We start from the raw sequence: 21956 nt of genomic DNA on the forward strand, positions 1-21956 counted from the left end.
TCCAAACGAAAGACCCTAGACGGCCGTGCTTCGCGAGGGGGCCCGTACGGGGATCACGTACGGGCCCCCTCGCTCCGCGTACCCTTGCGGCCCGCGCGCCACAGTGCCTTCTGCACCAGCAGCGTCAGCGTGCCGGCCAGGACGATGCCGAGCAGGTTCAGCAGCAGCTGCTCCGTGGAGCCCCATGCCTGCTGGTAGTCGGAGTAGCTGAACGCCACGGCCGCGTTCGCCGCGGCCGGGACGGTCGTCACCGAGATGGCGACGCCGACCAGCGCGCCCGACTTGGCGGAGGTCAGCGAGAGCATCCCCGCCGAGCCGGCGAGGACGGCGACGACGAACGAGAACTCGTCGGGGGCGTAGATGAAGGCCGTGTTGGGCCGCTCGGCCTCCAGCTTCGAGGCGGAGAACAGGTCCAGCGCGTCCATGAGGAAGCTGAATCCCGCGGTCATCAGCATCGCTGCGCCGAAGCCGACGATCAGCGCGAGGAACGACCGCCAGGCCAGCTTCGGCGCGCGCCGCACCAGGGCCGTGCAGAAGCCGGCCAGCGGGCCGAACTCGGGGCCGACCGCCATGGCGCCGACGATCAGGATCGCGTTGTCGAGCACCACGCCGCACGCCGCGATCATCGTCGCGAGGGTCAGGAACGCGAGGTAGGTGGCGCTGAGCGTCGACTCCTCGTGCGTGGCGTCGGACAGCTGCTCCCACAGGACCGCGTCCGCGCCCTCGCCCGGCGCGTCCTTCTCCGCCTTCTCCGCGCGGGCCGACAGCGACAGGCCGATGTCGTCGACGGCGATGGAGCCGCACTCGTCGATGCCGCGCTCCCGCAGCTCGGACAGGAGCTCGTCGCCGGCCTCCCGTGCCACGTCGCAGAGGATCAGGTCGCCCCGGGGATCGCGGGCCGCACCCGGGAGCACCACGAGATGGGCCGTGCCGACCGTCTTCTCCAGCAGCGAGACCACCTCGGCGGTCCGGTCGGCCGGGGTGATGAGCCGCAGGTGCAACACGCCGAGTTCTCCTAGAGCTTGCGCAGCGACAGGCGCTGCACCTTGTGGTCGGGGCCCTTGCGCAGCACCAGTGTGGCGCGCCCCCGGGTGGGCGCCACGTTCTCCAGCAGATTGGGCCGGTTGATGGTGCGCCACATCGTGCGCGCGTAGTCGAGGGCCTCCTCCTCGGAGACCTGCGTGTACTTGCGGAAGTACGAGAACGGGTTCTGGAAGGCGGTCTCGCGCAGCTTGCGGAACCGGTTGAGGTACCAGGTCTCGATGTCCTCGGGCCGGGCGTCGACGTAGACGCTGAAGTCGAAGTAGTCGGCGAGGCCGACCCGGGTGCGGCCGTCCTTGCCGGGCAGGGCGGGCTGCAGGACGTTGAGCCCCTCGACGATGAGGATGTCCGGGCGGCGTACGGTCAGCCGCTCGTCCGGGACGATGTCGTAGATCAGGTGGGAGTAGACGGGCGCGGTGACCTCGTCCTTGCCCGCCTTGATGTCGGCGACGAAGCGGGTCAGCGCCCGGCGGTCGTACGACTCGGGGAAGCCCTTGCGGGACATCAGCCCCCGGGCCCGGAGCTCCTTCATCGGCAGCAGGAACCCGTCGGTCGTGACGAGCTCGACGCGGGGGTGCTCGGGCCAGCGGGCCAGGAGGGCCTGGAGCAGACGGGCCACCGTGGACTTGCCGACGGCGACGGACCCGGCGACGCCTATGACGAAGGGGGTTCCGCGCTGGGCGCCGTGCCCGTTGCCGGCGTCGCCGAGGAACGTGTTGAGAGCGCCGCGCAGACCCGCCGTGGCCTGCACGTAGAGGTTCAGCAGCCGGGACAGCGGCAGGTAGACGTCCCGGACCTCGTCCAGGTCGATGACGTCACCGAGGCCGCGCAGCCGCTCGACCTCCTCGGCACTCAGCGGCAGCGGCGTTTTCTCGCGCAGGGCGCTCCACTCCGCTCGGGTGAGGTCGACGTACGGGGTCGACGCAGGCTCTGCCCGGCGGTGGGCGCTTCGTGGCGGCGAAGAGATCACACGGTCATTGTCGGGGCTGCGGGGCCGCTGTGGGGGGTGGGGTGGGTCACGCCGCGGGACCGCGCCCGTCCGGAATGTCAGTGGCGTACGTCACAGTTGTCTCTGAGGTGGGCGCCGACCCGCGACGTCCGCGAAGCCCGCGAAGTCACCAGGGGAGTCCCATGACCTACGCGATCCAGGCGGAGGGCCTGGTCAAGCGGTTCAAGGAGACCGAGGCACTGGCGGGGGTGGATCTGGCGGCCCGCACCGGCTCGGTGCTCGGTCTGCTCGGCCCGAACGGGGCCGGAAAGACGACGGCGGTGCGGATCTTCGCCACCCTGCTGTCCCCCGACGGCGGCCGGGCGACGGTGGCCGGCCACGACGTCGTCAGGGAGGCGGGTCTCGTGCGCTCCCTGATCGGCCTGACCGGACAGTACGCGGCCGTGGACGAGAATCTGACCGGCACGGAGAATCTGCTGCTCATAGGGCGTCTGCTGGGTCTGTCGAGACGTGAGGCGAAGGCCCGCGCGGCCGAGCTGCTGGACCGGTTCCAGCTCACCGACGCGGCGGGCCGGGCCGCGAAGACGTTCTCCGGCGGCATGCGGCGGCGCCTGGACCTCGCGGCGAGCCTGGTCGGCCGGCCCAGCATCCTCTTCCTCGACGAGCCGACGACCGGCCTGGACCCGCACAGCCGCGGCGAGCTGTGGGACATGCTGCGCGCCCTGGTGGCCGACGGCGCGACCGCCCTGCTGACCACGCAGTACCTGAACGAGGCGGATGTGCTCGCCGACGACATCGTGGTGATCGACAAGGGCCGGGTGATCGCCGAGGGCACCCCGGACCAGCTGAAGTCCGAGGTAGGGGGCCAGGTGCTGGAGCTGCGTCCGGTCCGGTCCGTGGACCTGCCGGCGACGCACCGGCTGGTGTCCGACGCGGCGGGTGACGGGGCCCGGATCGAGGGCGGGTCGATCACCGCCCCGGTGAAGGATCCCGAGCTGATGCCCACGGTCGTGCGCAGCCTCGATCGCGAGGGGATCGCGGTGGGGGAGCTGACCCTGCGGCGGTCCTCGCTGGACGAGGTCTTCCTCGCCCTCACCGGACACCGGGCCGAGCCCCCGTCCGGGAACGGCTCCGGGCCGGGCGGGCACGCGGGCGCGGAAGGCGACGGCGGCGGTGACGAGAGCGCGAGGGACAAGGCGGTGAGTCCGGCATGACCGCCACGACGATCACCGCGCCCCTGACCGCGTCGGGCCGGGTGAAACCGCTGGCCTGGGGCCGGCAGACCCTCACGATGGCATGGCGCAGCCTGGTGGCCGTCAAGCACAACCCCTTGGAGCTCGTGGACTACAGCGTCACGCCGATCATGTTCGTGTTCCTGTTCACGTACGTCCTCGGCGGGCAGATGGCCGGCTCCCCCGAGGCGTATCTGAAGTACGCGTTGCCCGGCATCATCGTGCAGAACACCCTGTTCATGACGATGTACACGGCCATGGCGCTCAACACCGACCTGACCAAAGGGGTCTTCGACCGGCTCCGCAGCCTTCCCATAGCCCGCTCCGCGCCGCTGATCGGGCGGATCACCGCGGACCTCGCCAAGCACGTGTGGGCGATGCTGCTGATGATCGGGCTCGGCCTGCTGCTCGGGTTCCGGGTCACCGGCGGCGTCGGCGGATTCCTGGCCGGGGCGCTGCTGCTGGTCGTCTTCGCGGCGGCGGTGTCGTGGAGCGCGGTGCTGATCGGCATGCTCGCCGGCGACGTGGAGAAGGTGCAGGCGTTCGCCTTCACGCTGATCTTCCCGATCACGTTCACCAGCAGTGCGTTCGTCGTGGTCGACACCATGCCGGGCTGGCTCCAGGCGTGGAGCGACGTCAACCCGGTCACCCATCTGTCGGACGCGTTCCGCGGGCTGCTGCTGGGCGGCCCGGTGGCGGAGCCGGTGCTGTGGTCGCTGCTGTGGGCCGCGGGCATCGCGGCCGTGTTCTGCCCGTTGGCGATGCGGGCCTACCGGGCGAAGGCCTGAGCGCGCGGGCCCGGCCCGGCGGGCCCCCGGCCGCCGGGCCGGCCCGCTGCCGAGCCGCGCCCCGCGCCGTAGGCTGCGCACATGTGCGGAATCGTGGGTTACGTCGGCGGGCAGTCGGCGCTTGATGTGGTCATCGCCGGACTGAAGCGGCTCGAGTACCGCGGCTACGACTCGGCCGGGGTCGCCGTGCTCGCGGACGGCGGGCTCGCGGCGGCGAAGAAGGCGGGCAAGCTCGTCAACCTTGAGAAGGAGCTGGTGGAGCGTCCGCTGCCGAGCGGTTCCACCGGGATCGGACACACGCGGTGGGCCACGCACGGCGGCCCGACGGATGCCAACGCCCATCCCCATCTGGACAACGCGGGGCGCGTCGCCGTCGTGCACAACGGGATCATCGAGAACTTCGCCGTGCTGCGGGCCGAGTTGGCCGAGCGCGGGCACGACCTGGCGTCGGAGACCGACACCGAGGTCGTCGCGCACCTGCTCGCGGAGTCCTTCTCGTCGTGCGGGGACCTCGCGGAGGCCATGCGGCTGGTGTGCCGTCAGCTGGAGGGCGCCTTCACGCTGGTCGCCGTGCACGCCGACGAACCGGACGTGGTGGTCGGTGCCCGGCGCAACTCCCCGTTGGTGGTGGGTGTCGGGGAGGGCGAGTCGTTCCTCGCCTCGGACGTGGCCGCGTTCATCGCCCACACCCGCTCCTCCATCGAGCTGGGACAGGACCAGGTGGTGGAGCTCCGCCGTGACGGTGTGACGGTCACCGGCTTCGACGGGGCGCCCGCGGACGTGCGGTCCTACCACGTGGACTGGGACGCCTCCGCGGCCGAGAAGGGGGGTTACGACTACTTCATGCTCAAGGAGATCGCCGAGCAGCCCAAGGCGGTCGCCGACACCCTGCTGGGCCGCATCGACGCCTCGGGGTCGCTGAGTCTCGACGAGGTGCGCATCCCGGTGTCCGTGCTGCGCGAGGCGACCAAGGTCGTCATCGTGGCCTGCGGGACCGCCTTCCACGCGGGCATGATCGCGAAATACGCCATCGAGCACTGGACCCGTATCCCCTGCGAGGTGGAGCTGGCCAGCGAGTTCCGTTACCGGGATCCGATCCTGGACCAGCGGACGCTGGTCGTCGCGATCTCGCAGTCCGGCGAGACCATGGACACCCTGATGGCGCTGCGGCACGCGCGGGAGCAGGGCGCCAAGGTGCTGGCCATCTGCAACACCAACGGGTCGACCATCCCGCGCGAGTCGGACGCCGTGCTGTACACGCACGCGGGCCCCGAGGTGGCGGTCGCCTCCACGAAGGCGTTCCTGACGCAGCTGGTGGCCTGCTATCTGGTCGCCCTCTATCTGGGTCAGGTGCGGGGCACCAAGTGGGGCGACGAGATCCGGGCCGTGGTCCGCGACCTGGCACAGATCTCCGGTGAGGTCGAGCGGGTCCTGGAGACGATGGAGCCGGTGCGCGAGCTGGCGCGTTCGCTGGCGGACAAGAACACCGTGCTGTTCCTGGGGCGGCACGTGGGCTACCCGGTGGCGCTGGAGGGTGCGCTCAAGCTCAAGGAGCTGGCGTACATGCACGCGGAGGGGTTCGCGGCGGGCGAGCTCAAGCACGGGCCGATCGCGCTGATCGAGGAGGACCTGCCGGTGGTGGTCGTGGTGCCGTCGCCGCGGGGGCGTTCGGTGCTGCACGACAAGATCGTCTCCAACATCCAGGAGATCCGGGCACGGGGAGCGCGGACCATCGTGATCGCGGAGGAGGGCGACGAGTCGGTCGTGCCGTACGCGGACCACCTGGTGTGGATCCCGGCGACACCGACCCTGCTCCAGCCGATGGTGGCCGCGGTGCCGCTCCAGGTCTTCGCGTGCGAGCTGGCGACGGCCCGCGGCAACGAGGTCGACCAGCCGAGGAACCTCGCCAAGTCGGTGACGGTGGAGTGAGGGGCGGACACGGGGCGGGAGGCGCCACCGCATGATCATCGGGGTGGGGATCGACGTCGCCGAGATCGACCGCTTCGCCGCGTCGCTGAGGCGCACGCCGCACATGGCGGAACGGCTCTTCGTGGAGCACGAGTTGCTGCTGCCGAGCGGGGAGCGACGGGGGTACGCGTCCCTAGCGGCGAGGTTCGCCGCGAAGGAGGCGCTGGCCAAGGCGCTGGGCGCGCCGGCCGGACTGCTGTGGACGGACGCCGAGGTGTACGTGGAGGACTCGGGCCGCCCCCGCCTGCGCGTGCACGGCACGGTCGCGGCCCGCGCGGCCGAACTGGGCGTCCGTTCCTGGCACGTCTCGCTCAGCCACGACGCGGGGGTGGCGTCGGCGGTGGTGATCGCGGAGGGCTGAGCGGGCCCGACGGGCCGGCGGCTCCGAGGGGCGCCCCGCCCCGACGCGGTGGGCGCGCGCGGGGCGGGTCGGCGCTGAGGTGCAGCGCCGATCACCGCCGTGCCCGGTCCTCCTGGACGCTCACGTGGCGCACGCTCGCCCCTGGCGGGGCGGCCGCGCAGGCCGCATCCCGCCCCGAGGGGCCGTCGTGATTCCGGCGGGCGGGTCCGGGGGTGACTGCCGGAGGCGCGGCCGGTCGCGTCCGCGTCGACGGTGCCCGCGACGGAGGGGCAGGCTCATTCCCGCCCGGACACGGCGGGGTGCCAGGCGGCGCGCCGGGCGCGGGCGCAGCGTGCCGTGCTCCCGGGCCGCGTAACTCCGGCCCGTGTCGCGAGACTTGTGGCGCGGCGTCCTCGCGCGGCAGGCGGGGGCGTGGGGCAGACTCGGGGGCATGCGTACTGCCTACAGCGTCGAGACCGTACGGCACGCCGAGGCGCAGCTCATGGCCCGGCTGCCCGAAGGGGCGCTCATGCAGCGGGCCGCCGCCGGATTGGCCGCCGCCTGTGCCGGGGTGCTGGGAAGGGTGTACGGCGCGCGCGTCGTGCTGCTGGCCGGCAGTGGGGACAACGGCGGCGACGCCCTGTTCGCCGGGGCGCGCCTCGCCCGCCGCGGCGCCGGGGTCGTCGCCGTGCTGCTCGCCCCCGACCGGACTCACCCCGCGGGTCTGGCGGCCCTGCTCGCCGCGGGCGGCCGGGTCGCGGACGACCCGTTCGAGGCGCTCGCCTCCGCCGACCTCGTGCTCGACGGCATCACGGGAATCGGCGGACGCGGCGGCCTGCGGCCGGACGCCGTGCCGGTCGCCCGCGCCGCCCGCGGATCGGACGCCGTCGTCGTCGCCGTCGACCTGCCGAGCGGCATCGAGGCCGACACGGGCGAGGTGCGCGGGGAGGCGCTGCGCGCGGACACCACGGTGACGTTCGGGACGTACAAGCCGGGCCTGCTCGTCGACCCGGCCAAGGAGTACACGGGCACGGTCCGGCTGGTCGGCATCGGCATCGAGGAGCACCTGCCGGCCGTGCCGGACCTGGAAGCGCTGCAACACGCAGACGTGGCACGGCTGTTGCCCCTCCCGGCCGCCGAGAGCGACAAGTACCGCCGCGGTGTCGTCGGCATCGTCGCCGGGTCCGCGCGCTACCCGGGCGCGGCCGTACTCGCCGTGGCGGGCGCCCTGCGCGGCGGGGCCGGAGCCGTGCGGTACGTCGGACCGGCGGCGGACGCGGTGATCGCCCGCTTCCCGGAGAGCCTGGTGCACGCCGGACCGCCGGGGAAGGCGGGACGGGTCCAGTCCTGGGTCGTCGGCCCGGGCATCGGGGAGAGCCGGGACGCCGTGCGGGACGTGCTCGCCTCCGACGTTCCCGTGCTCGTCGACGCCGACGGGCTGCGGCTGCTGGACCCGGCCGCCGTGCGCGAGCGGCCCGCGCCCACCCTCATGACGCCGCACGCGGGCGAGGCCGCCGCGCTGCTCGGCGTGTCGCGCGAGGAGGTGGAGGCGGCGCGGCTCGCGTCCGTGCGGGAACTGTGCGCGCGGTTCGGGGCGACCGTGCTGCTCAAGGGCTCGACCACGCTGGTCGCCGACGCGGACGGCGGCCGCTCCCCGGTGCGCGTCAACCCCATGGGCACCCCGTGGCTGGCGACCGCGGGCAGCGGGGACGTGCTCTCCGGGCTCGCCGGTTCGCTGCTGGCCGCCGGGCTCGACGCGCGCGACGCGGGCTCCGCCGCCGCCTATCTGCACGGCCTCGCGGCCCGGCTCCGCGCCGCGCGGGGCGTGCCGATCACCGCGTACGAGGTGGCGGCGACTCTCCCGGCCGCCTGGCGCGATGTGAGGGAATGACGGCCCCCGGCGCCGCCCCGCGAGTGACACAGTCGACTGCCGCCCATACGGATCGAGCCGTGCGGCTCTGAGAGACTGGGCGCGATGAGCCAGACACCGCCGCCACCCGCACCGCCGCGAGCTCGCGCCGAGATCGACCTCGCGGCCCTGCGCGCCAACGTCCGCGCGCTGCGCGCCCGTGCGCCGCGCTCCGCGCTGATGGCCGTGGTCAAGTCGGACGCGTACGGGCACGGCATGGTGCCCTGCGCCCGTGCCGCGCTCGCCGCGGGCGCGACCTGGCTGGGCACGGCCACCCCGCACGAGGCGCTCGCCCTGCGTGCCGCCGGGATCGGCGGGCGGATCATGTGCTGGCTGTGGACGCCGGGCGACCCGTGGCGCGAGGGCATCGAGGCGGACCTCGACATGGCCGTGAGCGGCCTGTGGGCGCTGAAGGAGGTCACCGCGGCGGCCAGGCAGGCCGGTGCACCGGCCCGCGTCCAGCTCAAGGCGGACACCGGACTCGGCCGCAACGGCTGCCAGCCCGCCGACTGGCCCGCGCTCGTGGCGGCCGCGCGCGCCGCCGAGGACGAGGGCCTGGTCGAGATCACGGGTCTGTGGTCGCACTTCGCGTGTGCCGACGAGCCAGGGCACCCCTCGATCGCCGCCCAGCTGGACGTGTTCCGCGACATGGTGGACCACGCCGAGAAGGCCGGCGTCGAGCCCGAGGTGCGGCACATCGCCAACTCCCCGGCCACGCTGAGCGTTCCGGAGTCCCACTTCGATCTCGTACGGACCGGCATCGCGATGTACGGCGTCTCGCCCAGCCCCGAGCTGGGCACGCCCGCGGACTTCGGCCTGCGCCCGGTGATGACGCTCGCCGCGTCCGTGGCGCTCGTCAAGCAGGTGCCGGCGGGCCACGGCGTCAGCTACGGCCACCACTACGTCACCGGCGCCGAGACGACACTCGGCCTCGTGCCCCTCGGCTACGCGGACGGCATTCCGCGTCATGCGTCGGGCCGCGGTCCGGTGCTGGTCGGCGGGCAGTGGCGGCGGATCGCCGGCCGGGTCGCGATGGACCAGTTCGTCGTCGATCTCGGCGGGCAGACGGTCGAGGAGGGAGCCGAGGCGCTGCTGTTCGGCCCGGGCGACCGGGGCGAGCCGACCGCCGAGGACTGGGCGCGGGCGGCGGACACGATCGCGTACGAGATCGTCACCCGCATCGGCGCCCGGGTGCCGCGCGTCTATGTGAACGAGGTTCCCGAAGAGTGCGACGAGCGGACCGCCGACGAGTAGGAGAGGCACGGTGAGCGAGACCAGCACGGGGGAGGTGGCCGAGGCCGCCGCAGCGGTGGCCACGGGCAACTGGCGCAGGGCGGGCATCGCCGGTGCCGCCATAGGCGTGGTCGCGGCCGGCGCCGCCGCGGGCGTCGCGCTCGAGCGCCTCACCGTCGGGCGCGGCATGCGCAGGAAGGCGCGTCTGGCCCTCGACGCGGCAGGCCCCTACGGCTCGCTGCGCGGCATGCCCGGCACGGCGGTCGCGGACGACGGCACCGAGCTCTACTACGAGGTGGAGGAGCTCGACCCGGACGTGGCCGCGCCGCGCCGCCGCCGGATGTTCGGCCGCAAGGCGCCCGCCCCCGTCACCGTCGTCTTCAGCCACGGCTACTGCCTCAACCAGGACTCGTGGCACTTCCAGCGGGCGGCGCTGCGGGGTCTGGTGCGCGCGGTGTACTGGGACCAGCGCAGCCACGGCCGTTCGGCGCGCGGCGCCGCGCAGGCGGGCCCGGACGGCGTGCCGGTCTCCATCGACCAGCTCGGCCGTGACCTGAAGGCGGTCGTCGACGCGGCGGCTCCCGAGGGACCGCTGGTGCTCGTCGGCCACTCGATGGGCGGCATGACGATGATGGCGCTGGGCGCCCATTACCCCGAGTTCGTCCGGGAGCGGGTGGCGGCGATCGCCCTGATCGGCACGTCGTCGGGCAAGCTCGGGGAGGTCAGTTACGGCCTCCCGGTGGCGGGCGTCAATGTGGTGCGCCGGGTGCTGCCCGGGGTGCTGCGGGCACTCGGCTCGCAGGCGGAGCTGGTCGAGCGGGGCAGGCGGGCGACGGCCGACCTGTTCGCGGGCCTGATCAAGCGGTACTCGTTCTCGTCGAGGGACGTGGACCCGGCGGTCGCGCGGTTCGCGGAACGGATGATCGAGTCGACACCGATCGACGTGGTCGCCGAGTTCTACCCGGCCTTCGCCGAGCACGACAAGTCCGAGGCGCTCGTCGTGTTCGAAGGGCTGCCGGTCCTCGTCCTCGCGGGTGACAAGGACCTGGTCACGCCCGGGACGCACAGTGAGGCGATCGCGGATCTGATGCCGGAGGCCGAGCTGGTGATCGTGCCGGACGGGGGGCACCTGGTGATGCTGGAGCATCCCGAGGCTGTCACCGACCGGCTGGCGGACCTGCTGGCCCGGGCGGGCGCGGTCGCGGCAGCGGCTAACGTTGGCACGTATGGAAGCACCGCTGGAAGCACCGCACAGCCCGGCGGCTGAGACGGCCGTCGCCGGCTCCGCCCGCCTCTCGATCGAGTCCCCCGAGCAGATGCAGGACCTGGGCCGCAGGCTCGCGAAACTGCTCCGCCCCGGCGACCTGGTGATGCTCACGGGCGAACTCGGCGCGGGCAAGACGACGCTGACGCGCGGCCTGGGCGAGGGGCTCGGGGTACGCGGAGCCGTCACGTCCCCGACGTTCGTGATCGCGCGCGTCCACCCGTCCCTGACCGGCGGACCGGCGCTCGTCCACGTCGACGCGTACCGCCTGGGCGGCGGCCTCGACGAGATGGAGGACCTCGACCTCGACGTCTCGCTGCCGGAATCGGTGGTGGTCGTGGAGTGGGGCGAGGGCAAGGTCGAGGATCTGTCCGAGGACCGTCTGCACGTGGTGATCCACCGGGTCGTGGGCGACACGGAGGACGACCGCCGCGAGGTGGTGCTGCGGGGGTACGGGGAGCGCTGGGCGGGGCTGGATCCGGCCTGAGCGAGTGGGACGCGGGCGCGGTCCCGGCACGAAACGCCGTACGTTCCGACAAGACGTCGGGAAATTGTTGCGCCCGGCGTCCCGCGCGTGATGACATGGTGGAGAGACCGGGTTAGGTCTACCTAACCACGCCCGCCCCCGGAGCCCACCAGGAGGCGTCCATGTCGGCATCGGAGCGCAAGCCGCAGAACCGGCAGCACGCGCCCGCGGCGTCCGTGCCGCACCCCCCGGTCCTGTCGATGCGGGACCTGCTGGCGTCCTGCGCGGCGGCCAGCGCGGTGTCGACCCCGCCGCGCGAGAGGCCGCGGGCAGGGGAGACGGACGAGGCGCGGCGCGACGCCGCGTAGCGGGCGGGCCCGGATTCGTACAGCCGGTTCCGTACGGGTGGTCCTACGGGACCACGACCACCTTCGAGTCGATCGCCGCGAACACCCACAGTGCGTCGCCGTCGGCCCGCGTCATCCGCACGCCGCCCGTCTTCCTGTTCGGGTCCGGGCTCGCCATCGAGCCGTTCACGGCCGCGCTGAAGCCGATCGACACGTTGCCGACCTTCGCGAACCGCACCACGTGCTCGACCGGGACCCCGTCCGACCCGGGGACGCTGCCCGAGCGCGAGGTGACGGTGTACGTGCCGGGAGCGGGGCTCACCGTCGACGGCATGACCTCGAAGGTGCGCGGCTTGCCCTTCGCGCCGACCAGCCACACCCGCCGCTCGCCCAGCGAGTAGACCACCCGCACGCCCGTACCGGAGTGCGCGGGCACCGCGAGCGGGTCCTTCGGCTTCCCCTGCGGGCTGCCGGAGGCCTTCGCCGACGGGACGGTGCTCGGGGCCTTGGGCGCGCCGAGGCTGTCGGGAACGTTCGCCGACGCCTGATAGGCGAGGAAGCCGACGACGGCCAGCGCGGCCGCCGTGAGCCCGGCCACGAGTCCCGAGCTGCTCCGTGCCACCGTGCCCCACCTTTCGAATCTCTTCCCGGTTGTGGTGACGGTAGCAGCAGGCCCCCCGTTCGACGGGGCGGCCGTGCCTCCGCCGCCGGAGCCGTAGGCTGTTTGCGTGCTCTTGCTCGCCATGGATACCGCCACGCCCGCCGTCACCGCCGCTCTCCACGACGGGTCCGCCGTCGTCGCCGAGTCCAGCCGGGTGGACGCCCGGAGGCACGGGGAGCTGCTGCTGCCCGCCGTCGACCGGGTGCTCGCCGAGGCCGGAGTGAAGCTCGACGCCGTCACCGGGATCGTGGTCGGCGTCGGACCCGGGCCTTATACGGGACTGCGCGTCGGGCTCGTGACGGCCACGACGTTCGCGTCGGTGCTGGGCGTCCCCGTCCACGGGGTGTGCACGCTGGACGGTCTCGCGTACGCCGCCGGCCTCGACGAGCCGTTCGTGGTGGCGACGGACGCGCGCCGCAAGGAGGTCTACTGGGCGCGGTACGCGGATGCCCGCACCCGTGTGACCGACGCCGCCGTCGACCGGCCCGCCGACATCGCCGAGCAGGTCGCGGGTCTGCCCGCGGTCGGCGCGGGCGCCCTGCTCTACCCGGAGACGTTCCCCGACGCCCGCGGACCCGAGTACGTCAGCGCCGCCGCCCTCGCCGCGCTCGCGGCCGGGAAACTGGCGGCCGGCGAGGACTTCCTCGACCCGCTGCCGCTGTACCTGCGCCGGCCCGACGCCCAGGTCCCCAAGAACTACAAGGTGGTCACTCCGAAGTGAGCGCGGCCCACCCGTCTGCCGACCGCCGCCCCTCGTCGAAGCCGCTGCGCGGCGGCCCTGCATTGCGTGAGATGCGCTGGTGGGACATCCGGCCGGTGCTCGAGCTCGAACAGGAGCTGTTCCCCGACGACGCCTGGTCGGCCGGGATGTTCTGGTCCGAGCTCGCGCACTCCCGGGGCCCGCAGGCCACCCGCCGGTACGTCGTCGCCGAGCGCGACGGCAGGATCGTCGGCTACGCGGGGCTCGCGGCTGCGGGCGGCCTCGGCGACGTCCAGACCATCGCGGTCGAACGCGGCCAGTGGGGCACCGGCCTCGGGGCCCGGCTGCTGACCGACCTGCTCCAGCACGCCACCGCCTTCGAGTGCGACGAGGTGCTCCTCGAAGTGCGCGTGGACAACACCCGGGCCCAGAAGCTGTACGAGCGCTTCGGCTTCGAGCCCATCGGATTCCGCCGCGGCTACTACCAGCCCGGCAACATCGACGCCCTCGTCATGCGCCTGACCGTACAAGCCTGACCGTACAAGGAACTGAGACTCACACCCATGGCTGACGAACCGCTCGTACTCGGCATCGAGACCTCCTGCGACGAGACCGGAGTCGGCATCGTCCGCGGGACGACCCTGCTCGCCGACGCGGTCGCCTCCAGCGTGGACACGCACGCCCGCTTCGGCGGCGTCGTCCCGGAGATCGCCTCGCGCGCGCACCTGGAGGCGATGGTGCCGACCATCGAGCGCGCCCTGAACGAGGCCGGGGTCGGCGCCCGCGACCTCGACGGCATCGCCGTCACGGCAGGGCCCGGGCTCGCCGGCGCGCTGCTGGTGGGGGTCTCGGCGGCGAAGGCGTACGCGTACGCCCTGAACAAGCCGCTGTACGGGGTCAATCACCTCGCCTCGCACATCTGCGTCGACCAGCTGGAGCACGGCCCGCTGCCCGAGCCGACCATGGCGCTCCTCGTCTCCGGCGGCCACTCCTCGCTGCTGCTCGCCCCCGACATCACCGCCGACGTGCGTCCCATGGGCGCGACGATCGACGACGCGGCCGGCGAGGCGTTCGACAAGATCGCGCGCGTCCTCGACCTCGGCTTCCCCGGCGGCCCGGTGATCGACCGGCTGGCCAGGGAGGGGAACCCGGAGGCGATCGCGTTCCCGCGCGGCCTGAGCGGCGCGAAGGACCCGGCGTACGACTTCTCCTTCTCGGGCCTGAAGACGGCCGTCGCCCGCTGGATCGAGGCGAAGCGGGCCGCGGGCGAGGAGGTGCCGGTGCGGGACGTGGCGGCGTCCTTCCAGGAGGCGGTCGTCGACGTGCTGACCCGCAAGGCGGTGCGCGCCTGCAAGGACCAGGGCGTGGACCACCTGATGATCGGCGGCGGCGTCGCGGCCAACTCCCGGCTGCGCGCGCTCGCCGAGGAGCGCTGCGAGCGTGCGGGCATCCGGCTGCGCGTCCCGCGGCCCAAGCTGTGCACGGACAACGGCGCGATGGTCGCCGCTCTGGGCGCGGAGATGGTGGCGCGCAACCGGCCGGCCTCCGACTGGGAGCTGTCCGCGGACTCGTCGCTGCCCGTGACGGACCCGCACGTGCCGGGCACGGACTCCGTCGGCGCGATCCACGACCACGATCATGTCCACGAGGTCAGCAAGGACAACCTGTACTCATGACCGTCGTCGCCCTGATGTGGGAGGCCCGCGCCGTGGAGGGCCGGGGCGCCGAGCTGCTGGAGTGGGCCCGCGCCCAGCAGCTCGCTCGCGATCCGCTGCGCCGCGAGACCTTCCGGGCCGAGCCGGACCGGGTGCTGGTCATCACCTGGTGGGAGGCGGCGCACGCCGACGCGGAGCTGCCCGAACTTCCCGAGCCCGCCGCCGATGCGATCACCCGGCCGGTGCACCGCTGGCGCTTCGAGTCGCTCGGCTGAGAACCCGCCGGGATTTCCCGGAAGAATTTTCCGGGAGGATGTCGATCCGGCCGTCTCCCGTTCGACGCACGGGTGAGAGGCGGGGAACGGCCCCGTACTCACGACCCGAGGAGTCACCATGCCCCGCTTCCTGTCGATGATCCGCGTCAACGAGAACGAGATCCCCACGGACGAATTCCCGGAGGACTTCAACGAGCGCATGGGCAAGCTGCTCGAAGAGATCACCAAGGCCGGGGTCATGCTGGACACCGCCGGCCTGCTCCCGTCCTCCGAGGGCACCCGCGTGACCTGGTCCGGCGGGAAGCTGTCGTACACCGACGGCCCCTTCACCGAGACCAAGGAAGTCATCGGCGGCTACGCCCTCATGCAGTGCAAGGACAAGGCCGAGGCCCTCGAATGGGCCAAGCGCTTCCTGGAGATCCACCCGGAGGAGTGGACCGTCACCTGCGAGGTCCGCCAGATCATGGAGGGCTGAGCCGGCCCCGGTTGCGCCCGTTCCGCCGCGGCTGCTCTGATGGGTGGCCGTGACGGCAGGAAGCGCAGCGAACACGGTCGAGGCGGTCTTCAGGATCGAGTCGGCGCGCATCATCGCCGGCGTGGCCCGCATCGTGCGGGACGTCGGCATCGCCGAGGAGATCGCGCAGGACGCTCTGGTCGCCGCGCTGGAGCAGTGGCCGGAGTCGGGCGTCCCGGACAGGCCGGGTGCCTGGCTCATGGCCACCGCCAAGCACCGCGCCATCGATCTCGTACGCCGCAAGGAGACGTACGCCCGCAAGCTGGCCGAGGTGGGGCGCACGCTGGAGGACGCGCCGGCGCCGCCCGAACCGGCCGAGGCGGACGACATCGACGACGACCTGCTGCGGCTGATCTTCACCGCCTGCCATCCGGTGCTGTCCACCGAGGCCAGGGTCGCGCTCACGCTCAGGCTGCTCGGCGGGCTGACGACCGCGGAGATCGCCCGCGCGTTCCTCGTGTCGGAGCCGACGGTCGCGCAGCGCATCGTGCGCGCCAAGCGGGCGCTGGCCACGGCGGACGTGGCCTTCGAGGCGCCGTACGGAGCCGAGCGCGCCGCGCGCCTGGGCTCCGTGCTCGACGTCATCTACCTGATCTTCAACGAGGGCTACGCGGCGACCGCCGGGGACGACCTCGTGCGCCCGGCGCTCTGCGAGGACGCGCTGCGCCTGGCCCGGGTCCTCGCCGGCCTGATGCCGGACGAACCGGAAGTCCACGGCCTGGCGGCGCTGCTGGAGTTCCAGGCGTCCCGCATCCCCGCCCGTACGGGCCCCTCGGGCGAGCCCGTCCTGCTCGCCGACCAGAACCGCGCCAAGTGGAACCGGCTGCTGATCCGGCGCGGCATCGAGGCACTGGGACGCGCGGGCGGCGGTCCGTACGGCCCGTACTGCCTCCAGGCAGCCATCGCCGCCTGCCACGCGCGGGCTCTCCGTTACGGGGACACCGACTGGGCGACGATCGCCGCGCTGTACGGGCAGTTGGTCCGTCTCACACCGTCCCCGGTCGTCGAACTGAACCGGGCGGTCGCGGTGTCGATGACCGAGGGGCCCGGGGCCGGGCTCGCGCTGGTGGACGCGGTGGCCGGTGAACCGGCCCTGAAGGACTACCACTTGCTCCCGAGCGTCCGCGGCGACCTGCTGGCCCGGCTGGGCCGCGCCGAGGAGGCGCGGGCGGAGTTCGAGCGGGCGGCGTCCCTCGCCCGCAACACGCGGGAGAGGGAACTGCTGCTGGACCGGGCCGCCCGCGCCGTGTCGTAGCCGGGGCCCGGGCGCGCCCCACGCCCGAGGAATCGCCCGGTAGCCTCATGGCCATGTCAGGACGTACTCTCCCGCCCCCGCCCCCGCCCTTCGGCGTACGGGCGTGGCCCGACCGCACGTCGCTGCTCGCCGACCGGGCGCGGGCGATGGCGGAGCTCCACCGGATGAGCATCGGTGGGGCCGTGCTGGTCCAACTGTGGCTGCTGGCAGCCGGGTTCGCGGTCGGCTGGGTGCTCATCGCCTCCGCGCTGCGGACCTTCGTCGAGGCGATCGACCCGTTGAGCCAGTTGTTCGGCGGGGTGCTCCTCCTGCTGGGCGCCGCGTTCGTGGTGCCGACCGGCCTGCTGATCGGCTTCGGCCTCGCCCGCGACGCGAAGGTGCGCAGGCTGCTGCGCGCGTGGAGCAGCCTGGACAGCGACCCGGCGGGCGACGCACGCTTCGCCTCGCCGGGCCTGAGCCTCACCTGGTTCCTGCCGTCGTTCCTGATGTGCGCGGGCGGCCTGTGGAGCTGCTTCGCCGTCCCGGCCGGCGCGGAGCCCGGCCAGGACACGGTGCCGGGGGTGGTGCTGCTGATGGGTCTCGGGATGATCCTGTGGCTGACGGGCCTGATCGGCGTCTCGAAGGCGGTGGGCCACTACCGCTGGGCGCTGCGGCTCGTCCCGCGCCGGGCCGCCGCCGGTGCCCGCGCCTGAGCCGGCGCCCCTGTGCGTGCCCAGCGCTGAGCCGGGGCCCGCGCCGCCGGATCGCTAGGCCGGGTGGCCCACCAGCATGGCCGGCGCCCCGGCCACCCGCGTGAGGAACACGGTCGCCGAGGCCGGGCCCTGGGGCTTCGTCTTGCGGCGCAGTTCCTCCGGTTCGACCGCCGAGCCGCGCTTCTTCACGGTCAGGACGCCGACCTCGCGCTCCCGGAGCAGCGCCTTCAGCTTCTTCACGTTGAAGGGCAGCGCGTCGGTGATCTCGTAGGCCGTGGCGTACGGCGTCGGGTGCAGCTCGTCCGACGTGATGTAGGCGATCGTCTCGTCGATCAGGCCGCCCGAGACGTCCTCGGCGACCTCGGCGACCAGATGCGCGCGGATCGCCGCGCCGTCGGGTTCGTAGAGGTAGCGGCCGACCGCGCGGACGGCGGGGTCCGGCAGGCCGCGCCCGGTCAGGGTGTGCGGGCCGGGGAGCAGGGTCGCGCGGACCGCGGCCGGGTCGGTGCCGAACCAGAGCACCGCCTCCTTGACGTCGCCGCCGTCCGAGATCCACTCGGCCTCGGCGTCCTCGGGGACGGCCTCGTGCGGGATGCCCGGCGCGATCTTGAGCGCGGCGTGGGGGCGTGTGCGGGCCGCGGCGATCGCCCAGGACAGGGGCGGCGAGTACGCCTCCGGGTCGAAGATCCGGCCCCGGCCGCCGCGTCGCGCCGGATCGACGAACACCGCGTCGTACGCGGAGGTGTCGATGTCCGTCACGTCCGCGCAGCGGACCTCGACGAGATCGGCGAGCCCGAGCGCCTCGGCGTTGGCCCGCGCGGCCTCGGCCGTCAGCGGGTCCCGGTCCACGGCCAGGACGGAGATGCCCGCCCGCGCGAGCGCGAGCGCGTCGCCGCCGATGCCGCTGCACAGGTCGGCGACGCTGCGCACGCCGAGCGCGGCGAAGCGCTCGGCCCGGTGGGCGGCGACCGACCGGCGGGTGGACTGCTCGACGCCGTGCGGGGTGAAGAACATCCGTCCGGCGTCCTCCGCGCCGAACTTCGCCGCCGCACGCTGCCGCAGCCGGGCCTGCCCGAGAGCCGCCGAGACGAGCTCCGCCGGATGCTCGCGGCGCAGCCGGGTGGCCACCGCCAGCTCGTCGGCGGGGTCGTAGGAGGCGAGCGACGCCAGCAGCGCGGCCCCCTCCTCGGTGCGCAGGGCCAGAAGGGCGGCGAGCGGATCGGAGGCGTTCACCCGGCCATTGTGGGCCAGGCGGGGGATGCTCCGCGCGCACAGGCGGTGTCGGCCGGGCGGACGGGCGCCGCGCTGACAGGATGCGACGCCATGCAGCTAGTACGACAAAAGGGAAATGCGAGAGTGTACCGGGTCGGGGTGGTTCTGACCGCGCTCGTCGTCGCCGCCACCGGCTCGGGCTGTGCGGGCGGGGACGGGCAGGCCCCGCGTCCGGCGCCGTCCGCCGCGGGGCGTCAGGGGGCGCGGGGTCCGGCGGCGCAGGATAAGGCGGCGGGCCCGTCCGGTGCGCTGTCCGCGTACGCCGGAAAGGTCAAGCGGGCTCAGGCCGCACGGGCCGCGGCAGCGAAGAAGTGGGGCCTGGAGCAGACCCCGCTCGCCGCGCCCCCGCCGCCCGCCGTCAAGCCGACGATCACCACCCGCAAGGGCTTCGAGGTCGAGGACGGCGACGAACTGCCGCCGGTCTTCACCACCGTTCCGACCAAGGAGAAGATCGTCTTCCTGACGATCGACGACGGCGCGGAGAAGGACCCCGAGCTGCTGCGGATGATGTCCGAACTGCAGATCCCGTACAGCGCCTTCCTCAGCGACTACGTGATCGACGACGACTACGAGTACTTCGAGAAGATGCGGGACCGCGGCGTCGCGCTGCACAACCACACCCTCAACCACCCCTATCTGCCCGGCCTTTCGTACTCCGCCCAGAAGCGGGAGATCTGCAGCCAGCAGGACAGGCTGCAGAAGCGGTACGGCACGCGCCCGCGGCTGTTCCGTCCGCCGTACGGGAGCTACAACAAGGACACGCTGCGCGTCGCGAAGTCCTGCGGGATCGAGGCTGTGCCGCTGTGGGCGTCCGAGGCGTTCCCCGACCGCATGGAGTGGCGCGAATGGGACCGGGACCTGCACCCCGGCGACATCGTCCTCACCCACTTCCGGGGCCGTGGGGAGTGGAAGGGCACCATGCCGGACATGATCCGGCGGGTCATGCGGACCGTGACCGCCAAGGGTTACGCCGTGGCGAAGCTGGAGGACTACGTGTGAGCCGTGCGCACCGGCTGCCGGCGACCCGGCGAGGAGCCGGGGCGCGCGGCGGCGCGGAGGACGCCGCTCGCCGCGGGCGGCACGGCCGTCGGGTGCGCGGAAGGGACCGGATCAGGCCGCCACGCGGCGCTGCATTGGCACTCCGCTTGACCGAGTGCTAATCGCAGTCATAGTCTCGCTCCTGGCACTCCCCACCGGAGAGTGCCAACACAGCGACGGGCAGGTCCGGCACCCGCGACGACGGATCCACCTGGTCGCCACCTCAGATCAGTTAACCCCGTGAGATCTCCGAAGGGGGAGGTCGGATCGTGACGACCACCAGCTCCAAGGTTGCCATCAAGCCGCTCGAGGACCGCATTGTGGTCCAGCCGCTCGACGCCGAGCAGACCACGGCTTCTGGCCTGGTTATCCCGGACACCGCCAAGGAGAAGCCCCAGGAGGGCGTCGTCCTGGCCGTGGGCCCGGGCCGCTTCGAGAACGGCGAGCGCCTTCCGCTCGACGTGAACGTCGGCGACGTGGTGCTGTACAGCAAGTACGGCGGCACCGAAGTGAAGTACAGCGGCGAGGAGTACCTCGTCCTCTCGGCCCGCGACGTGCTCGCGATCGTCGAGAAGTAATTCCTGCTTCACCCGGCAGATTTGCTTTGAGCTGCGCCCCTGGCCACCCCGCTGACGCCGGGCGGCGAGGGGCGCGGTTCTTTTGAACACGATTTCCGAGAGGGCTGAATCGCTCCCATGGCGAAGATCCTGAAGTTCGACGAGGACGCCCGTCGCGCCCTCGAGCGCGGCGTCAACAAGCTTGCCGACACGGTCAAGGTGACGATCGGCCCCCGCGGCCGCAACGTCGTCATCGACAAGAAGTTCGGCGCGCCCACCATCACCAACGACGGTGTCACCATCGCCCGCGAGGTCGAGGTCGATGACCCGTACGAAAACCTCGGCGCCCAGCTGGTGAAGGAGGTGGCGACCAAGACCAACGACATCGCGGGTGACGGTACGACCACCGCCACCGTGCTGGCCCAGGCCCTGGTCCGCGAGGGTCTGCGCAACGTCGCCGCCGGCGCCTCCCCGGCCGCCCTGAAGAAGGGCATCGACGCCGCGGTCAAGGCCGTGTCCGAGGAGCTCCTCGCGACCGCCCGCCCGATCGAGGACAAGACCGACATCGCCGCCGTGGCCGCGCTCTCCGCGCAGGACCAGCAGGTCGGCGAGCTCATCGCCGAGGCGATGGACAAGGTGGGCAAGGACGGTGTCATCACCGTCGAGGAGTCCAACACCTTCGGCCTGGAGCTCGACTTCACCGAGGGCATGGCCTTCGACAAGGGCTACCTGTCCCCGTACATGGTGACCGACCAGGAGCGTATGGAGGCCGTCCTCGACGACCCGTACATCCTGATCCACCAGGGCAAGATCTCTTCCATCCAGGACCTGCTCCCGCTGCTGGAGAAGGTCATCCAGGCGGGTGGCTCCAAGCCGCTGCTGATCATCGCCGAGGACGTCGAGGGCGAGGCCCTGTCGACCCTGGTCGTGAACAAGATCCGCGGCACGTTCAACGCGGTGGCCGTCAAGGCCCCCGGCTTCGGCGACCGCCGCAAGGCGATGCTCGGCGACATGGCCACCCTCACCGGTGCCACCGTCATCGCTGAGGAGGTCGGCCTCAAGCTCGACCAGGCCGGTCTGGACGTGCTGGGCACCGCCCGCCGCGTCACCGTCACCAAGGACGACACCACCATCGTCGACGGTGGCGGCAACTCCGAGGACGTGCAGGGCCGCATCAACCAGATCAAGGCCGAGATCGAGACCACGGACTCCGACTGGGACCGCGAGAAGCTCCAGGAGCGCCTCGCGAAGCTGGCCGGCGGCGTGTGCGTGATCAAGGTCGGCGCCGCCACCGAGGTGGAGCTGAAGGAGAAGAAGCACCGTCTGGAGGACGCCATCTCCGCGACCCGCGCCGCGGTCGAGGAGGGCATCGTCTCCGGTGGTGGCTCCGCGCTCGTCCACGCCGTGAAGGTGCTCGAGGGCAACCTGGGCAAGGAGGGCGACGAGGCCACCGGTGTCGCCGTCGTCCGCCGCGCCGCCGTCGAGCCGCTGCGCTGGATCGCGGAGAACGCCGGCCTCGAGGGCTACGTCATCACCGCCAAGGTCGCGGAGCTCGAGGCGGGCCAGGGCTTCAACGCCGCCACCGGCGAGTACGGCGACCTCGTGAAGGCCGGCGTCATCGACCCGGTCAAGGTCACGCGCTCCGCCCTGGAGAACGCCGCCTCCATCGCCTCGCTGCTGCTCACGACCGAGACCCTGGTCGTCGAGAAGCCGGCCGAGGAGGAGGCCGAGGCGGGCCACGGCCACGGTCACGGCCACAGCCACTGACGTACGGGCCTCACGGCCGTACGAGCCTCACGG

Annotated in this window: 23 protein-coding genes; 19 read left to right on the plus strand and 4 right to left on the minus strand. The window is 72.8% G+C overall.

The features are described from left to right. Positions 1–53: 53 nt before the first annotated feature. Both HW130_RS07540 and coaA read right to left on the minus strand, forming a co-directional pair. Positions 54–1004, minus strand: coding sequence for a DUF389 domain-containing protein (locus HW130_RS07540; protein WP_177148635.1), 951 nt, complete (start codon positions 1002–1004; stop codon positions 54–56). Between the two features lie 11 nt (positions 1005–1015). Continuing rightward, positions 1016–2011: a type I pantothenate kinase gene (coaA, locus tag HW130_RS07545; RefSeq protein ID WP_177148636.1), complete on the minus strand. Its 996-nt coding sequence runs from the start codon at positions 2009–2011 to the stop codon at positions 1016–1018. A gap of 161 nt (positions 2012–2172) precedes the next feature. Here coaA and HW130_RS07550 point away from each other — a divergent pair, with 161 nt between their 5' ends. The 9 genes from HW130_RS07550 to HW130_RS07590 all read left to right on the plus strand — a co-directional run bounded on the left by HW130_RS07550 (position 2173) and on the right by HW130_RS07590 (position 11558). Then, a complete protein-coding gene (locus tag HW130_RS07550; protein WP_177148637.1) occupies positions 2173–3204 on the plus strand; it encodes an ATP-binding cassette domain-containing protein in 1032 nt (343 codons plus the stop codon). After that, positions 3201–4010 (plus strand): ABC transporter permease, encoded by an 810-nt coding sequence (locus tag HW130_RS07555; protein WP_177148638.1) that lies wholly within the window; start codon positions 3201–3203, stop codon positions 4008–4010. Before HW130_RS07550 ends, HW130_RS07555 begins: the two co-directional genes overlap by 4 nt. Positions 4011–4091: 81 nt before the next feature. Then, a complete protein-coding gene (gene glmS / locus HW130_RS07560; RefSeq protein ID WP_177148639.1) occupies positions 4092–5939 on the plus strand; it encodes a glutamine--fructose-6-phosphate transaminase (isomerizing) in 1848 nt (615 codons plus the stop codon). A 31-nt stretch (positions 5940–5970) separates the two neighbouring features. Next, positions 5971–6339, plus strand: a complete 369-nt coding sequence (locus HW130_RS07565) for a holo-ACP synthase (protein WP_177148640.1) — start codon at positions 5971–5973, stop codon at positions 6337–6339. A 430-nt stretch (positions 6340–6769) separates the two neighbouring features. Beyond that, a complete protein-coding gene (locus tag HW130_RS07570) occupies positions 6770–8209 on the plus strand; it encodes an NAD(P)H-hydrate dehydratase (RefSeq protein WP_177148641.1) in 1440 nt (479 codons plus the stop codon). An 84-nt stretch (positions 8210–8293) separates the two neighbouring features. Continuing rightward, positions 8294–9481 carry an alanine racemase gene (gene alr, locus HW130_RS07575; protein WP_177148642.1) on the plus strand — a complete coding sequence of 396 codons (1188 nt, stop codon included), beginning with the start codon at positions 8294–8296 and terminating at the stop codon, positions 9479–9481. Positions 9482–9491: 10 nt separating this feature from the next. Then, positions 9492–10727 (plus strand): alpha/beta fold hydrolase, encoded by a 1236-nt coding sequence (locus tag HW130_RS07580; RefSeq protein WP_177148643.1) that lies wholly within the window; start codon positions 9492–9494, stop codon positions 10725–10727. After that, positions 10687–11211, plus strand: a complete 525-nt coding sequence (gene tsaE, locus HW130_RS07585; protein WP_256355941.1) for a tRNA (adenosine(37)-N6)-threonylcarbamoyltransferase complex ATPase subunit type 1 TsaE — start codon at positions 10687–10689, stop codon at positions 11209–11211. The genes HW130_RS07580 and tsaE overlap by 41 nt, the downstream gene beginning before the upstream one ends. Before the next feature lie 161 nt (positions 11212–11372). Further along, positions 11373–11558 carry a hypothetical protein gene (locus HW130_RS07590; protein ID WP_177148644.1) on the plus strand — a complete coding sequence of 62 codons (186 nt, stop codon included), beginning with the start codon at positions 11373–11375 and terminating at the stop codon, positions 11556–11558. A 43-nt stretch (positions 11559–11601) separates the two neighbouring features. Here the strand turns inward: HW130_RS07590 and HW130_RS07595 are convergent, their stop codons facing one another. After that, positions 11602–12159 (minus strand): hypothetical protein, encoded by a 558-nt coding sequence (locus HW130_RS07595; RefSeq protein ID WP_309140358.1) that lies wholly within the window; start codon positions 12157–12159, stop codon positions 11602–11604. 106 nt (positions 12160–12265) lie between these two features. Here HW130_RS07595 and tsaB point away from each other — a divergent pair, with 106 nt between their 5' ends. The 7 genes from tsaB (at position 12266) to HW130_RS07630 (ending at position 17289) form a co-directional block, all read left to right on the plus strand. After that, entirely contained in the window at positions 12266–12919 is a 654-nt protein-coding gene (gene tsaB, locus HW130_RS07600; protein WP_177148645.1) for a tRNA (adenosine(37)-N6)-threonylcarbamoyltransferase complex dimerization subunit type 1 TsaB, read from the plus strand. A 71-nt stretch (positions 12920–12990) separates the two neighbouring features. Next, positions 12991–13434, plus strand: a complete 444-nt coding sequence (gene rimI, locus HW130_RS07605; protein ID WP_177148715.1) for a ribosomal protein S18-alanine N-acetyltransferase — start codon at positions 12991–12993, stop codon at positions 13432–13434. Positions 13435–13461: 27 nt separating this feature from the next. Beyond that, positions 13462–14574, plus strand: coding sequence for a tRNA (adenosine(37)-N6)-threonylcarbamoyltransferase complex transferase subunit TsaD (gene tsaD, locus HW130_RS07610; protein WP_177148646.1), 1113 nt, complete (start codon positions 13462–13464; stop codon positions 14572–14574). Next, entirely contained in the window at positions 14571–14828 is a 258-nt protein-coding gene (locus HW130_RS07615; RefSeq protein WP_177148647.1) for a hypothetical protein, read from the plus strand. The genes tsaD and HW130_RS07615 overlap by 4 nt, the downstream gene beginning before the upstream one ends. 118 nt (positions 14829–14946) lie before the next feature. Beyond that, entirely contained in the window at positions 14947–15303 is a 357-nt protein-coding gene (locus tag HW130_RS07620; RefSeq protein ID WP_177148648.1) for a YciI family protein, read from the plus strand. A 43-nt stretch (positions 15304–15346) separates the two neighbouring features. Then, complete coding sequence (locus HW130_RS07625; RefSeq protein ID WP_177148649.1) at positions 15347–16597, plus strand: RNA polymerase sigma factor; 1251 nt, start codon at positions 15347–15349, stop codon at positions 16595–16597. 53 nt (positions 16598–16650) lie between these two features. After that, positions 16651–17289: a hypothetical protein gene (locus HW130_RS07630; protein ID WP_177148650.1), complete on the plus strand. Its 639-nt coding sequence runs from the start codon at positions 16651–16653 to the stop codon at positions 17287–17289. Positions 17290–17343: 54 nt separating this feature from the next. Here the strand turns inward: HW130_RS07630 and HW130_RS07635 are convergent, their stop codons facing one another. Next, positions 17344–18564: a class I SAM-dependent methyltransferase gene (locus HW130_RS07635; protein ID WP_256355956.1), complete on the minus strand. Its 1221-nt coding sequence runs from the start codon at positions 18562–18564 to the stop codon at positions 17344–17346. 48 nt (positions 18565–18612) lie between these two features. Here HW130_RS07635 and HW130_RS07640 point away from each other — a divergent pair, with 48 nt between their 5' ends. The 3 genes from HW130_RS07640 to groL all read left to right on the plus strand — a co-directional run bounded on the left by HW130_RS07640 (position 18613) and on the right by groL (position 21923). Next, entirely contained in the window at positions 18613–19560 is a 948-nt protein-coding gene (locus HW130_RS07640) for a polysaccharide deacetylase family protein (RefSeq protein ID WP_177148651.1), read from the plus strand. Positions 19561–19868: 308 nt separating this feature from the next. After that, positions 19869–20177 (plus strand): co-chaperone GroES, encoded by a 309-nt coding sequence (gene groES, locus HW130_RS07645; RefSeq protein WP_177148652.1) that lies wholly within the window; start codon positions 19869–19871, stop codon positions 20175–20177. A gap of 117 nt (positions 20178–20294) precedes the next feature. Beyond that, positions 20295–21923 (plus strand): chaperonin GroEL, encoded by a 1629-nt coding sequence (gene groL, locus HW130_RS07650; RefSeq protein ID WP_177148653.1) that lies wholly within the window; start codon positions 20295–20297, stop codon positions 21921–21923. The last annotated feature ends 33 nt before the right edge of the window (positions 21924–21956 follow it).

It is taken from the genome of Streptomyces sp. PKU-EA00015, from assembly GCF_013387495.1.
Classification (GTDB): Bacteria; Actinomycetota; Actinomycetes; order Streptomycetales; family Streptomycetaceae; genus Streptomyces.

Bases quoted from the DNA above. Each gene is read 5' to 3' on its own strand.
- HW130_RS07550 (WP_177148637.1), top strand. From the start codon at position 2,173: ATGACCTACGCGATCCAGGCGGAGGGCCTGGTCAAGCGGTTCAAGGAG.
- HW130_RS07555 (WP_177148638.1), top strand. From the start codon at position 3,201: ATGACCGCCACGACGATCACCGCGCCCCTGACCGCGTCGGGCCGGGTG.
- glmS (WP_177148639.1), top strand. From the start codon at position 4,092: ATGTGCGGAATCGTGGGTTACGTCGGCGGGCAGTCGGCGCTTGATGTG.
- HW130_RS07565 (WP_177148640.1), top strand. From the start codon at position 5,971: ATGATCATCGGGGTGGGGATCGACGTCGCCGAGATCGACCGCTTCGCC.
- HW130_RS07570 (WP_177148641.1), top strand. From the start codon at position 6,770: ATGCGTACTGCCTACAGCGTCGAGACCGTACGGCACGCCGAGGCGCAG.
- alr (WP_177148642.1), top strand. From the start codon at position 8,294: ATGAGCCAGACACCGCCGCCACCCGCACCGCCGCGAGCTCGCGCCGAG.
- tsaE (WP_256355941.1), top strand. From the start codon at position 10,687: ATGGAAGCACCGCTGGAAGCACCGCACAGCCCGGCGGCTGAGACGGCC.
- HW130_RS07590 (WP_177148644.1), top strand. From the start codon at position 11,373: ATGTCGGCATCGGAGCGCAAGCCGCAGAACCGGCAGCACGCGCCCGCG.
- rimI (WP_177148715.1), top strand. From the start codon at position 12,991: ATGCGCTGGTGGGACATCCGGCCGGTGCTCGAGCTCGAACAGGAGCTG.
- tsaD (WP_177148646.1), top strand. From the start codon at position 13,462: ATGGCTGACGAACCGCTCGTACTCGGCATCGAGACCTCCTGCGACGAG.
- HW130_RS07615 (WP_177148647.1), top strand. From the start codon at position 14,571: ATGACCGTCGTCGCCCTGATGTGGGAGGCCCGCGCCGTGGAGGGCCGG.
- HW130_RS07620 (WP_177148648.1), top strand. From the start codon at position 14,947: ATGCCCCGCTTCCTGTCGATGATCCGCGTCAACGAGAACGAGATCCCC.
- HW130_RS07630 (WP_177148650.1), top strand. From the start codon at position 16,651: ATGTCAGGACGTACTCTCCCGCCCCCGCCCCCGCCCTTCGGCGTACGG.
- HW130_RS07640 (WP_177148651.1), top strand. From the start codon at position 18,613: ATGCAGCTAGTACGACAAAAGGGAAATGCGAGAGTGTACCGGGTCGGG.
- groL (WP_177148653.1), top strand. From the start codon at position 20,295: ATGGCGAAGATCCTGAAGTTCGACGAGGACGCCCGTCGCGCCCTCGAG.